Raw genomic sequence first — 13672 nt, 5'->3', positions numbered from 1 at the left:
TCGGCAGCTCCTACGGCCGGTGTAGGAGCTGCCGAAGGCTGCGATCTTTTGGCATTGAGCAAATGTGCCTGACACAACACCCGTCAGGCACAGAAGTTTTTAATGGAACAACACCGCCGTCTTCTGCAAGGTCACCCACACACCCCACGCCAGCGGAATGCCCACCACCAGCCACGCTGCAATCGCCAGCGGCTTGGTACCCGGCGCGGCTTTCCACTCCAGCACGGTGCTGCTGTCAGCGCCTTTGTCATGGCCCAGCGCCTGTTCGGCGGCCAGTTCGGCGTCGGTCATGAAGTATTTGTCCGCCACCGGACGCACCAGCAGGTTGCACAGGAAACCCAGTACCAGCAGGCCGGCGAGGATGTACAGGGTGATGTCGTAAGCCGCCGCACGCTCGACACCGATACTCAGCTGGTATTCACGCAGGTAGTTCACCAGCACAGGGCCGAGCACACCGGCAGCAGCCCAAGCGGTCAGCAAACGACCGTGAATCGCACCGACCATTTGCGTGCCGAACAGGTCTGCCAGATACGCAGGAACAGTCGCGAAACCACCGCCATACATCGACAGGATGATGCAGAACGCCGCCACGAACAGCGCAATGCTGCCCAGATGACCCAGGTTCGGAATCAGTCCGTACAAGGCAAAGCCCAAGGCGAAGAACACGAAGTAAGTGTTTTTACGGCCCAGGTAATCCGAGAACGAAGCCCAGAAGAAACGCCCGCCGATGTTGAACAGGCTCAACAAACCGGTGAAACCGGCAGCGATGGCGGCAATCGAAGCCAGTTGCGAGGCATCCAGTTGACCGAAGGCCAGGTCATTGCCCAGCAGCTTGCCCGCGAACACTTCCTGCAGCAGCGGCGACGCCATGCCGAGGATGCCGATACCGGCCGATACGTTCAGGCACAGCACCAGCCACACCAGACGGAACTGCGGCGTCTTCCAGGCCACATTCACGTGAACATGACGATGCGTGATCATCGCGTTCGAGGCTTTTTTCGCCGGGGCCGTCCAGCCTTCAGGCTTCCAGCCGGTTGGCGGAACGCGGTAGGACAGCGCGCCACCGATCATGAACACGAAGTAGATCGCGGCCATCACCAGGAAGCTCTGCCACACGCCGACGCTGGTTGGCGAAGCGAAATGCCCCATCAGCGCCGCCGCCAGCGGAGCGCCGACCATTGCGCCACCGCCGAAGCCCATGATCGCCATGCCGGTCGCCATGCCGCGCTTGTCCGGGAACCATTTGATCAGGGTCGACACCGGCGAAATGTAACCCAGGCCCAGGCCGATACCACCAATGACCCCGGAGCCGATCCACATCAGCCAGATCTGGTGGGTGTACACCCCCAGCGCCGAAATCAGCAGGCCGCCACACCAGCACAGTGCCGATACGACACCGGCCTTGCGCGGTCCGGCGTGTTCCAGCCAGCCACCCCAGATGGCGGCCGAGCAACCCAGGAAGATGAAGAACAGGGTGTAGATCCAGCCAAGCATCGAGATCGGCCAGTCACACTGGGACGAAAAGACCTGTGCGATAAAACTCATGTCCGGTGCGCAGGCCACTGGAGCGGCGATGCCCAGCGCCTTGGACAGCGGCAACCAGAACACCGAAAAGCCGTAGGCCATGCCGATGCACAAGTGGATGGCCAGCGCGGCCGGTGGCACCAGCCAACGGTTGAAACCGGGCTTGGCGATGATCCGCTCCTTGGACAGGAACGCAGGCTGGTCGGCGCTGAAGCCGTCCGCCGTGATGCTCGTGGTCATTGTGTATCCCCCAATTATCAGTATGGTTCGCCAGCCACGGTCCGCTCCCGGCCTCTACGCACGCAGGCATGACCGTTTTTTGGGTGGAGCACCTTGTTGTGCGACAACAGGTCGCAGAAGGACGGACGAACGGGCAAAGGTTACCATTTGCAAGTGACAGAAAAACCAAACTGACATCACCTTTTGTACGTCATCTGATCTCTATCGCTTCATGACCTCACAGGAATCCCCATGCCGATCATTGTCGAGCCGCTGAACCAAGCCACTGCCCAGGATCGGCAGGATCTGCAGAAGATCTACAGCGACGCCCCGGACTGGCTGTTCCCCCCGTTTTCCGGGGCCTCGCAGTTGATCGAAGACTGTCTGCGCGACGGCACACTGATCGCCGGACGCTTCAATGATCGCCTGCTGGGCGCGGCCCGCTTGCAAAGGCACCAAGACGCCTGGCACTTGTCCCTAATATGTGTGCGAAAGATTACCCGTCGCCGTGGTGTTGCCGAGCGACTGGTCGCCGAAGCCCGGAAAATGGCCGCGCAATCGGGCATGCCCCTGCGCCTGCTGGCGCCCGCCGGGCATCTGGAGGCTCAGGCGCTGGCCGCCAAGCTGAAACTTCCGCTGGATATATTGCCGGCGTGAACACTGACCGGTCGCCTGTTCGGGGGCGCTATACTCCTCGGCTAAATTTTGAATTCGATTAATTACAAGGACTCGCCCATGAAAGCGTTCGGCAAAATCCTGGGTCTGGTACTTCTCGGGCTGTTGCTGATCATTGTGGCGCTGGGCTTTGCCCTGACCCACCTCTTCGATCCCAACGACTACAAAGACGAGATCCGCCAGATTGCCCGCGACAAGGCCCACATCGAGCTGACGCTCAATGGCGATATCGGCTGGAGCCTGTTCCCGTGGCTGGGCCTGGAGCTGCACGACGCCAGTGTGGCGACCCTGGTCAAGCCGGCCGAGCCGTTTGCCGACTTGCAGATGCTCGGCCTATCGGTGCGCGTACTGCCGCTGCTGCGCCGTGAAGTGCAGATGAGCGACGTGCGCGTCGAGGGCCTGAACCTGCGCCTGAACCGCGACAAGGACGGCCACGGCAATTGGGAAGACGTCGGCAAGGTGCCGGCAGCGGCCAACACCGACACGACCGGTACTGCGCCCGCAGCGAGTGAACCTGCGCCCGAAGCCAGCGTCGCGGCCGAAAAACCGCCGCAGCCGATCCGCCTGGACATCGACAGCCTGACCGTGAACAACGCTCGGGTCGAATACAGCGACGAAAAAACCGGCAAGAGTTTCAGCGCCGAAAGCATCCAGTTGAGCACCGGCGCGGTTCACGACTCCGTCAACATTCCGCTCAAGCTCACGGCCTTCCTGTCAGCCAACCAGCCGGCACTGCGAGTGCGTACCGAGCTCAATGGTGAGGTGCGCATCGCACGTGCACTGCAGCGCTATCAGCTCGAAGACATGAAGTTGTCCGGTGAAGTGACCGGCGACCCGTTGCAAGGCAAGACCATGACGTTCTCCGCCCAGGGGCAGTTGGTGCTGGACAAGGCCGCCAATGTCGCCGAGTGGACAGGCATCAAGATCTCCGCCAACCAATTGCGGGCACTGGGTGAACTGAAGGTCAACGACCTCGACAAGACCCCACAGGTCAGCGGCGGCATCTCGATTGCCCAGTTCGACCTGGCGAAATTCGTCGAAAGCATCGGCCAGAAACTCCCGGCCATGGCCGAAGGCAGCCTGAGCAAGGTCGAACTGGTCAGCCGTCTGGCAGCAACACCCACGAGCCTGGCGCTCGACGACCTCAACCTGAAAGTCGACGACAGCACCTTCAGCGGCCGCATCGCCGTCGAAGACTTCGCCAGGCAATCGCTGCGCGCAGTACTCAAGGCCGACACCTTCAACGTCGACCGTTACCTGCCGCCAAAATCCGCCGAGGCCAATAGCGCGACACAAGTGCGCCAGGCCGAAGTCGCCAGCACCGAAGCCGATGCCATGGCCGGCGCCGGCAGCACTCCGTTGCCACCCGCACCGACCAAGGACGCCTGGAGCAGCGAGCGCCTGCTGCCTGTGGAACGCTTGAGCAAGCTCGATGTGGACGCCGACCTGAACTTCGGCCAGTTGACCCTGCAAAAACTGCCGATCCATAACGCAGCACTCAAGGCCACCGGCCAGGGCGGCCTGCTGACACTGGCCAACCTGCGCGGCGACCTGTACGAGGGCAACTTCGAAACCACCGGCACGCTCGATGTACGCCAGCCAGTGCCGGCGCTGAACCTGCAGACGAAGATCAGCCGGGTACCGGCAGAAAAAATCCTCGAAAGCCAGGGCAAGAACCCGCCGGTCAAAGGCCTGGTCACGCTCAACAGCAGCCTGACCGGCAGCGGCAACAGCCAGAAAGCGTTGATCGAAACCCTCAACGGCAACGCCAGTTTCGTCATCAACAATGGCGTGCTGCTCAACGCCAACCTTGAGCAACAGCTGTGCAAAGGCATCGCCACGCTCAACCGCAAAACCCTCAACGGCGAACCCCGGGGCAAGGACACACCCTTCCAGGAACTCAAAGGCAACCTGACCTTGCGTAACGGCGTGGCCAGCAATCCGGACCTGAAAGTGCGTATCCCGGGAATGACCGTCAACGGTGACGGCGACATCGACCTGCGAGTGCTGGGCATGGACTACCGCGTCGGCATCATCGTCGAAGGCGATACCAGCGCCATGCCGGACCCGGCCTGCCAGGTCGGCGACAAGTTTGTCGGCATCGAGTGGCCACTGCGCTGCCGCGGCCCGCTGGAACTGGGCGCCAAGGCTTGCCGCCTGGATAATGACCGCATGGGCCAGGTCGCGACCAAACTGGCTGGCGACAGGATCAGCGAAAAAATCGACGAGAAATGGGGCGACAAGGTCGACCCGAAACTGAAAGACGCGCTCAAGGGGCTGTTCAAGCAATGAGAGCCGAACAGTTTTCAACGGCGGTGCTGGACTGGTTCGATCGCCACGGCCGTCACGATTTACCCTGGCAACAAGGCATCAACCCCTATCGGGTATGGGTTTCGGAAATCATGTTGCAGCAGACCCAGGTCAGCACCGTGCTGAACTACTTCGACCGCTTCATGGCCTCATTGCCCACGGTCGAAGCCCTGGCAGCGGCGCCGGAAGACGAAGTGCTGCACCTGTGGACGGGCCTGGGTTACTACACCCGCGCGCGCAATTTGCAGAAGACCGCGAAGATCGTCGTCGAGCAATACGGCGGCGAATTCCCCCGGGACGTGGAAAAACTCACTGACTTGCCGGGGATCGGCCTGTCCACCGCAGGCGCCATTGCCAGCATCAGCATGGGCCTGCGCGCACCGATCCTCGACGGCAACGTCAAACGGGTGCTGGCGCGCTTTACCGCGCAGGAGGGCTACCCAGGCGAACCAAAGGTCGCCAAACAGCTCTGGGCCAACGCTGAGCGCTTTACACCGCAGACCCGCGTCAACGCCTACACCCAGGCGATGATGGACCTGGGCGCCACGCTCTGCACCCGCAGCAAACCGAGCTGCCTGCTGTGCCCGCTGGAAAAGGGCTGCGAGGCGCACATGCTCGGCCTGGAAACCCGCTACCCGATTCCCAAGCCGCGCAAGGCGATTCCGCAGAAACGCACATTGATGCCGATGCTTGCCAACGACGAAGGCGCGATCCTGCTTTACCGTCGCCCGTCCACGGGCCTGTGGGGCGGTTTGTGGAGCCTGCCGGAGCTCGACGACCTCGACGACCTGCCGCACCTTGCATCACAGCACTCGCTGGAACTGGGCGCCCAACAGGCATTGCCGAACCTGGTGCACACCTTCAGCCATTTTCAGTTATCCATCGAACCCTGGCTGGTTCAGGTCCAGGAGGCCGGCCATCACGTGGCCGAGGCTGACTGGCTCTGGTATAACCTCGCCACCCCGCCGCGCCTGGGCCTTGCCGCCCCGGTCAAAACCTTGCTCGAACGCGCGGCCGCCGTATTGAACGCAGGAGATTCGTCATGACCCGCACCATCATGTGCCGCAAGTACAAAGAAGAATTGCCAGGCCTGGAGCGCGCTCCCTTCCCGGGCGCCAAAGGCCAGGACATTTTTGACCACGTCTCGCAAAAGGCCTGGGCCGACTGGCAGAAGCACCAGACCCTGCTGATCAACGAAAAACGCCTGAACATGATGAACGCCGAAGATCGCAAATATCTTCAAGGCGAAATGGACAAGTACTTCTCCGGCGAGGATTACGCCAAGGCCGAAGGCTACGTGCCGCCGTCGGAATAACCCCGATTTATCGGGGGTCGGAACGTAAGCGACGGTAATAATTAAATTTTTTTTGAAAACTTGCTTGACGACCCCCTGAAAAACCCGTTTAATGCGCCCCGTTGCCCAGATAGCTCAGTCGGTAGAGCAGGGGATTGAAAATCCCCGTGTCGGCGGTTCGATTCCGTCTCTGGGCACCAAAATACCGAAAAACCCCAAGCGAAGATGATTCCTTGGGGTTTTTTATTGCCTGCGATTTAACGGCCGCCGGACCAGGTCCCTCACACTTTCCCCTTGACCCGTCATTCCAGCCATTCTCACTCCCGCCTCTCAAAAACAGATAGCTTTCGAAATGCTTGAAGCTATCGCCGAGAACTCACCCAAGCCGCATCCACTGACGCAGGCTCAGTTGCCGGGTTCAAAACACAGCTGACAGGGGCAAACAGCCTGGAGCTACCGATTTGATCGTCTGACTGATGGCAGTTTGACGCCATCGTTTTGCCCTGTAGACTGCCAGGCACTTCCGCTTTCTCTTTGCATAAAAGGAATTTGCAATGCCAACCCTGGGCGAAATTCGCGTCAACCCTACGACTGGCTATCACTCCGAGCCCTCCCTCACGGCTCTGAAAGATGGTGGATACATCGTGGCGTGGAGCGATCAGGGAACAGGCTCCACCGATTACATCTACACCCAGCGCTATAACGCCAGTGGCGTGAAGACAGGCGGGCCCGCCCTCGTCAACAGCGTTACGAACAGCGCACAGGAAGATCCCACCATTACCGCACTGGCCATCGGTGGCTACGTGGTCGCCTGGCAATCGGACAGCTTTGACGATATGTCGGACATCGCCGCCCAGGTCTACAACGCCAATGGCGCCAAGGTTGGAAGCGAGTTCATCGTCAACACAAGCAGAAACGGCATCCAGGACAGTGCGCAGATCACCGCGCTAAAAGATGGCGGTTTTGTGGTGTCCTGGGCTTCGTACGGCCAGGACGGCAGCGGTTGGGGCGGTTACCTGCAGCGCTATAACGCCAGCGGCGCAAAGACTGGTGCAGAAACACGCGTCTCTACCACCACTCAGTACGACCAGGATGGCCCTACGGTCACCGGTCTTGCCGATGGCGGCATGATGGTGGTTTGGGAGGGTAACGGAACAGGCGATACATCCGGTATTTTCGGTCAGCGGTTCAAGGCCGACGGCAGCAAATCGGGTGGAGAAATTCGCATCAACACCAGGGTTGCCGACGATCAGACAGACCCCATGATCAAGGTTCTGAGTAATGGTAACTATGTCGTCACCTGGCAATCAGCTCCCGACGATGGCGATGGCGACGACGAAACCGATGCCCCTGGCGACGTCTACGCGCAGCTTTTCAATGCCGCCGGCGTAAAAGTGGGCGCAGAAACCCGGGTAAACACCACCACCGCAGGCAATCAGGAAGAGCCTGATGTCACCGCCATGACGGGGGGCGGTTATCTGGTGACCTGGGCAGGCCAGGGCACCGGTGATGTAAATGGCATCTTCGCCCAACTCTTCAATGCCAGCGGCGTCAAGGTTGGGAGCGAAACCCGCATCAATACCACCACTACCGGCAATCAAATGTTCACCCAGGTGACTACATTGGCCGATGGCGGTTATGTGATTGCCTGGGAGTCCTCTGTGGTCAATGGGCAAGTTGACGTTTATACCCAGCGTTTTGACGCGAACGGCAACAAGGTTTCCAGCCTGACAGGCGATACCTTGGCCAACACCCTGACCTGGACCGGCGCCGGCAGCGTGATCATCGACGGCGGCGCGGGCAACGACACGCTTACAGGTGGCCGCGCCAACGATCATCTAAACGGCGGCGCCGGCAATGACTCGCTCAACGGCGCTGCCGGTGCCGACCGCCTGATCGGCGGCGACGGCTCCGACCTCTACTACGTCGATAACGCCAGCGATATCGTCAGCGAAACCAATGCCACGGCCAGTACCGGCGGCACCGACAGAGTGTATAGCTACCTCGGCGCCTACACCCTGGGTGACAACGTCGAGAACCTGCGCCTGCTGTCGACCGGCGCTGCCAACGGCACCGGTAACAGCCTCAACAACGTCATCGACGCAGGTGCCGGCAACAACATCCTCAATGGCGGCGCCGGTATCGATACCGCGTCTTATGCCTACGCCACCGCGGCGGTCACGGCCAACCTGGCGCTGACCACCGCGCAAGCCACCGGTGGTTCCGGTTCAGACACCCTGTTGAACTTCGAAAACCTCACGGGCAGCAACTACAACGACAAGCTGACGGGCAACGCAGCCGCCAACACCCTCATCGGCGGTGCCGGCAACGACACGCTCACCGGTGGCGCCGGCAACGACCTGCTGATCGGCGGCACGGGTCTGGACAAGCTGTATGGTGGCACCGGGGCCGACAAGTTCGACTTCAATGCCTTGAGTGAAATGGGCCTGGGCGCCGCCCTGCGCGATGTCATTGGCGACTTCAAGACCAGCGAAGGCGACAAGATCGACCTGTCGACCCTGGACGCCAACCTGGCGACGGTGGCCAACGATGCGTTCAGCTTCATCGGCTCCAGCGCCTTCAGCAGCAATGCCGCAGGGCAGTTGCGGTTCGCCGGCGGCATTCTCTACGGCAGCACCGACGCCGACACGGCAGCGGAGTTCGAAATTCAGTTGGTGGGGGTGAGCAACTTGCAAACTACCGACCTGATTGCCTGATAGAGGGTCGTCTCTGACACTAAAGTACCAAGAAACCCTGAATCGCAGGATTCAGGGTTTTTTATGCCCGCGGGAAAGTGAATGTGCAGGTTATAGCCGGTGGTCTGCTGGATGACCTTGGACTCATCCTCGCCGATACCGCCCGACAGGTAGGTGATGCCGTTTTGTTCCTGGCTTTGCACCTGCACCCCCTGGCTGTCGATGGGCTCAAGGCTGGCCATTCCTGGTTGCCCCCCCGGCCTGTCAGAACGCTCCGCCTGCTTTAACGGAAATGGATGACATACGACGATTAACAGTTTGTGCAGAATTAAAGGAGGAGCTGCCGCATAACCGGCAGCAGATACACAGCAGGGATGTAGAAAATGACTGACGCCGCTCAACCAGACGTCGAAACCGCAGAGCTTTTTACCGAACAAGAAATCGGAACTTTCAGCTTTGATATTCCGCAGTCAACGTTGCTTCACACATTCGCCGAAGAACTGGCCGCCATCGGTGGGCCACAGGCACCGGGAGCCAAGTCCAAAGCCGCTTTGGCGGCTATTGAATTGAAGTTCTCGTTCTCGAAAGACCAATGCGAACTGTTGAGTACCTATTCCGATGGCCTTGTTTCCGTATTGATCTTTGATGGGTTGCAAAAAATCTCAGACGCCAGCCCTCCAGATGAACTACCAGATCAGACTTCCCTGGAAAACCGAAGCGACGTCCTTTGCCTGGCCGCCCGCAATCAGATCCTGTTGAAACTGGTAGATAACAGGGCCTTTGCCTACGACATGGACAATGACGGAAAACTGGTTCGACTGGTGGCCAACTTCAAGGGCGGCGGACTGACCAGAATCCCTGCAGAGCCGGACATCAAAGAATTGAGCTCCCACTCCGGCCTGGCGCTAGGCCCACACACAGAGGCGCCCTACTGGTGCGCCATAAACGCGAAAGACGGACACTCACCCTCGCCGTCGTCGCTGATACTCTCAGCTTTGTGGAACCCGAGCCTGGAACCGATACGAGTCATTCCACTGCCTCCCATACTCGAAAAAATCGGCATAACCAACTGCCTCGCGCTGACTACGGGGAGCTTTCAGTTCACCCGCAGTGACTCCTTTGTCAGAGGCAAGGGAGAGGATGGTCACAATGTTTCAATTCTGGAATTCGATGACAACGTCGGGTTCGCGGCCCGTTTCAACTCATACCGATTTTCGGTTAACGGCAATGCCTCACGTTTCGTCAAAACGGCCTATGCCGCCCTATGCCAGGGTGTGCGCGAAGCAACGCCAATCGAATACACGCTGACGCAAGAGTCCGCCGTGCTCATCAATAACGTTCGGGCGCTGCACGGACGGGACATCATCCAAGACAACAGACGGGTGCTAGTTCGCATTTTTGGCCTGTCGAAATTTTCGTCTCCTATCGTTATTTCAGAAGACCCGCTGAGGCTGCAGGGCTGACTTTTGGATGACTTGCCAGTAACTGTAAAAGAGGAATCGGAATGTCTTGGGATGTAATTAGCCTATTAGCGCTCGTCGCATTTTGCGCCGGCTTTTTTGATGCAATAGCAGGTGGCGGAGGATTAATAACCTTGCCTGCACTGTTTCTGGCTGGGGTGGATCCCATCAGTGCGATTGCCACGAACAAGTTCCAGGCCGCTTCGGCAACCGTTTCGGCAACGGTAACCTTTGCTCGCAAAGGAATGATCGAGTGGCGCGAAGGCCGCTTCCTGGTTGTCTGCGGATTTATTGGCGGCGCCAGTGGAGCCTTGCTGGTCAGCTCTATTGATAAGCGCTACCTGGAAGTTTGCGTACCTATCATGCTGATTCTGGTAGCCATCTATTTTGCGCTTTCTCCAAAGCTGGCCAATGAAGATCGACGCAAGAGAATTGGCATTCTGCTTTTTTCGTTTAGCGTTGCGCCGATTCTGGGCTTCTACGACGGTATATTTGGCCCCGGTGTAGGCTCTTTCTTTATCGTCGGATTCGTACTGCTCTGCGGCCTGGGCATGATGCGGGCCATGAGCTTTACCAAACTTGCCAACGCCTCATGTAATCTCGGTTCCCTGTCGGTCTTTATCACCAAAGGTGTGATTATCTGGCCGGTAGCCATAGCCATGGCTTTGGCGGCCTTCGTCGGTGCTCAATTGGGTGCACGGGCCGCTGTCCGGGTCGGACCACGGTTGATCAAACCTATGTTGATCGTGGTCTGCTGCGCGTTGGCCATCAAACTGCTGAGCGTAGAAACCAACCCTTTACGCGTTGCACTCATCCAGACATTGGCGTCGTTATGATCATCACGTCGAAAATGATCGGCGCCCCAGACGGGTCTGTACGCCGTTCATGACACCACATACAAGAAACCCTGAATTACAGGATCCAGGGTCTGATTGCGCTTCTTGATTTACAGCCTCTCGCTAACTTGCATCATTCCAGTGGAAAACCAGGTTACGGGCTGCACCACTGCCAACATCGGCAACCTCCTGCCGTGTTTCGCCGTTATGCGTCGCTATGACCGTGTATTTACCGGCCGGCAGTTTCACGTAGACCAGCGGGCCGGCGCCATTGAGCGTCAACACGGTCTGCCCCGGGGCTTTCTGAATAACCACATTCACGTCTGGAGTGTATTCATTTCCCGTCCCGACAGAGAATGTCATGTGCAGGTTATAGCCGGTGGTCTGCTGGATGGCCTTGGACTCATCCTCGCCGATACCGCCCGACAGGTAGGTGATGCCGTTTTGTTCCTGGCTTTGCACCTGCACCCCCTGGCTGTCGATGGGCTCAAGGCTGGCGGCAGGTGTCATCGCTGGATACATCAGCATGCCTACAGCGGTGAGGGGCAACAGGAGTGTATGGAGGTATTTCATGATGACGACTCCCGGGTTCTGCAGAACCCAATCGTTACACTCTTTGGATTTCCAGCCGGAGGGAGGGGTTTAGATTGATTTGGCCTGAGTACGAAACGTACTACGCCATTTGCTCCTCAACCCTCGCTTGCCATCAGACCCGTCCTGCCGGACAACCCGGTATTTCCTGTCTGTTTTTCAGTAATCCCCGGCATCTTCGAAAGGTGCACACTTGTCATTCTCTTTCGCTGTTCAACCTGCTGCGGAAGACCTCATGACAACCCCCACCCCCAGCGACACTCACGACCCACATCTGGCATCACTGCTTGGCAACCTTGGTAAATTGATCCATCAGGCACGTCAGAAAGTGCTTCGGGCGGTCGATACCGTGCAAGTGCAAACCTGCTGGCAGATTGGCCGGCACATTGTTGAGTTCGAACAGAACGGCGCGCGACGGGCCAGGTATGGCAAAGAGTTACTATCGACCTTGGCCAAAGTGCTAACTGCGGAGTTCGGAAAGGGATTTGACGCGTCCAACCTTCGGTATATGCGTCTGTTCTATCAAGCCTTTCCAATTCGTGACGCACTGCGTCACGATTTGAGCTGGACCCACTACCGCCACCTGCTTCGGGTCGACAACGACAGCGCTCGTCTCTGGTACATGAACGAATCAGCCACCCAAAACTGGTCAAGCCGAGCGCTGGAGCGCCAGATCAATACGCTGTACTACGAACGCCTGCTGGCGAGTCGCGATCGCGGCAGCGTCAAGCAGGAGGCCGCCACCCACATTCAAAACATGAAGGCCAGCCCTCGGGATTTCATCCGTGATCCGGTGGTACTGGAGTTTCTTGGTTTACCCAATGCCGGCAAGCTTCAGGAAAGCGAGATCGAACAAGCGCTGATCGAACAATTGCTGGCCAGCAAGTACAAGCTTGTCCTGCCGAGTGAAGAGGAACTGCGTGATGCACTGGATCGGGAGCGAGCAGCACTTGAAGAGCGCTTGACCAATCAACAACCGCGTTGAATCGAACGGATTGTCCATCAACGGCATCAAGACTATCGTTGGCAGCTACCCGCAAAGGACTGACGCCGATGAATTTGCAGGACACGCCTCCACTGGCCCCCACGCGCATCGGGCTGCCGCGGCCGGATACCATCCCTGGCAAGCCGTTCAAGGAAACCGCCGCGGACGGCTTCATCCTCGGTGGCTTCACCTGGCGACACGCATCTCAAGACGCCGCTCGTCCGGTAGTGATCATCAATGCCGCCACGTCAGTCCGTTGCCGGCATTACTCACGTTTTGCCGACTACCTGTTCGCCCACGGCTTCGATGTCATCACCTATGACTACCGCGGCATCGGCGAGTCGCGTCCGGCATCGCTCAAGGGGCTTCAAGCCTCGTGGACCGATTGGGGAGCGCTGGATTTCGAAGCGATGCTCAAGCGCGCACAGCGTGAGTTCCCGGGGCAGCCTGTCGATGTGGTCGGCCACAGCTTTGGCGGCTGTGCAGCGGGCCTGGGGGCGTCCGGGCACCTGATCCGCCGCCTGGTGACGGTCGGTGCGCAATTCGCCTACTGGCGCGACTATGCGCCGGCCCATCGCTGGCGCATGTTCGGCAAGTGGCATGTGCTGATGCCACTGGTGACGATGATCTACGGCTACTTTCCGGGCAAACGCCTTGGCTGGCTGGAAGACACGCCTGCTGGCGTGGTCCGTGACTGGAGTCTCTCCACTGCCCGTTACGAGAAACGCGCCAGCGGCCGCACAATCAGCAAAACCACCGGGCAGTTGCCCTTTGCCAACGTCACCGCGCAAACCCTGGCCATCAGCATCAGCGACGATCCATACGGCACGGTCCCTGCCATCGAGCGCCTGCTTGACTACTTCACCGGCAGCTCAAACTCTCACCTGCGCATCCATCCCGAAGACATCGGCGAAGAAGAAGTCGGACATTTCGCCTTTTTTCGTAGCGCATACCAAGCCACACTATGGCCCATTGCATTGGCCTGGCTGCAAAACGGCGAACTGGCCCCCGATACCCCCGGGCGGCGAGTGCCACGCAGTTAGGGGGCGTTCTCAATTAGTTTTCACGCCGCGCCGGGTCTG

At 59.1% G+C, this 13672-nt stretch carries 11 protein-coding genes, 1 tRNA gene and 1 pseudogene; 10 read left to right on the top strand and 3 right to left on the bottom strand.

Going from position 1 to position 13672, the window contains the following annotated elements:
* Positions 1–99: 99 nt before the first annotated feature.
* Positions 100–1764: an OFA family MFS transporter gene (locus ACM6G4_RS16800; protein WP_056725802.1), complete on the bottom strand. Its 1665-nt coding sequence runs from the start codon at positions 1762–1764 to the stop codon at positions 100–102.
* 231 nt (positions 1765–1995) lie between these two features.
* Between ACM6G4_RS16800 and ACM6G4_RS16795 the strand changes: the two genes are divergently transcribed.
* The 6 genes from ACM6G4_RS16795 (at position 1996) to ACM6G4_RS16770 (ending at position 8739) form a co-directional block, all read left to right on the top strand.
* Complete coding sequence (locus tag ACM6G4_RS16795) at positions 1996–2400, top strand: acetyl-CoA sensor PanZ family protein (RefSeq protein ID WP_056725804.1); 405 nt, start codon at positions 1996–1998, stop codon at positions 2398–2400.
* 78 nt (positions 2401–2478) lie between these two features.
* A complete protein-coding gene (locus tag ACM6G4_RS16790) occupies positions 2479–4710 on the top strand; it encodes an AsmA family protein (RefSeq protein ID WP_409078516.1) in 2232 nt (743 codons plus the stop codon).
* Positions 4707–5774 carry an A/G-specific adenine glycosylase gene (gene mutY / locus ACM6G4_RS16785; RefSeq protein WP_414914152.1) on the top strand — a complete coding sequence of 356 codons (1068 nt, stop codon included), beginning with the start codon at positions 4707–4709 and terminating at the stop codon, positions 5772–5774. The genes ACM6G4_RS16790 and mutY overlap by 4 nt, the downstream gene beginning before the upstream one ends.
* The gene (locus tag ACM6G4_RS16780) at positions 5771–6043 is read left to right on the top strand and encodes an oxidative damage protection protein (protein WP_007989188.1); all 273 of its coding nucleotides are present in this window, start codon (positions 5771–5773) and stop codon (positions 6041–6043) included. The genes mutY and ACM6G4_RS16780 overlap by 4 nt, the downstream gene beginning before the upstream one ends.
* A 103-nt stretch (positions 6044–6146) precedes the next feature.
* Positions 6147–6222: transfer RNA gene (locus tag ACM6G4_RS16775), tRNA-Phe, on the top strand.
* Between the two features lie 354 nt (positions 6223–6576).
* Entirely contained in the window at positions 6577–8739 is a 2163-nt protein-coding gene (locus ACM6G4_RS16770; protein WP_414914151.1) for a calcium-binding protein, read from the top strand.
* Positions 8740–8795: 56 nt separating this feature from the next.
* Here the strand turns inward: ACM6G4_RS16770 and ACM6G4_RS16765 are convergent.
* Positions 8796–8957, bottom strand: a pseudogene (locus tag ACM6G4_RS16765) (carboxypeptidase regulatory-like domain-containing protein); the annotation flags it as partial.
* A 144-nt stretch (positions 8958–9101) separates the two neighbouring features.
* On the opposite strand from ACM6G4_RS16765, the gene ACM6G4_RS16760 reads away from it, so the two are divergent.
* Both ACM6G4_RS16760 and ACM6G4_RS16755 read left to right on the top strand, forming a co-directional pair.
* Positions 9102–10181, top strand: coding sequence for a hypothetical protein (locus ACM6G4_RS16760; RefSeq protein ID WP_414914150.1), 1080 nt, complete (start codon positions 9102–9104; stop codon positions 10179–10181).
* 41 nt (positions 10182–10222) lie between these two features.
* A complete protein-coding gene (locus tag ACM6G4_RS16755) occupies positions 10223–11014 on the top strand; it encodes a TSUP family transporter (protein ID WP_409079115.1) in 792 nt (263 codons plus the stop codon).
* 123 nt (positions 11015–11137) lie between these two features.
* Here ACM6G4_RS16755 and ACM6G4_RS16750 read toward each other — a convergent pair whose 3' ends face one another.
* The gene (locus ACM6G4_RS16750; protein ID WP_414914149.1) at positions 11138–11587 is read right to left on the bottom strand and encodes a carboxypeptidase regulatory-like domain-containing protein; all 450 of its coding nucleotides are present in this window, start codon (positions 11585–11587) and stop codon (positions 11138–11140) included.
* Between the two features lie 253 nt (positions 11588–11840).
* On the opposite strand from ACM6G4_RS16750, the gene ACM6G4_RS16745 reads away from it, so the two are divergent.
* Both ACM6G4_RS16745 and ACM6G4_RS16740 read left to right on the top strand, forming a co-directional pair.
* A complete protein-coding gene (locus tag ACM6G4_RS16745) occupies positions 11841–12590 on the top strand; it encodes a DUF1016 N-terminal domain-containing protein (protein ID WP_414914148.1) in 750 nt (249 codons plus the stop codon).
* A gap of 68 nt (positions 12591–12658) precedes the next feature.
* Positions 12659–13633, top strand: coding sequence for an alpha/beta fold hydrolase (locus ACM6G4_RS16740; RefSeq protein ID WP_414914147.1), 975 nt, complete (start codon positions 12659–12661; stop codon positions 13631–13633).
* Positions 13634–13672 lie beyond the last annotated feature (39 nt).

Origin of the sequence: Pseudomonas sp. IT-P258 (assembly GCF_949767825.1) — a bacterium.
Lineage (GTDB): Bacteria > Pseudomonadota > Gammaproteobacteria > Pseudomonadales > Pseudomonadaceae > Aquipseudomonas > Aquipseudomonas monachiensis.
Note: the sequence above shows the minus strand (reverse complement) of the source record. Positions and strands in the feature narration are given on the sequence as shown.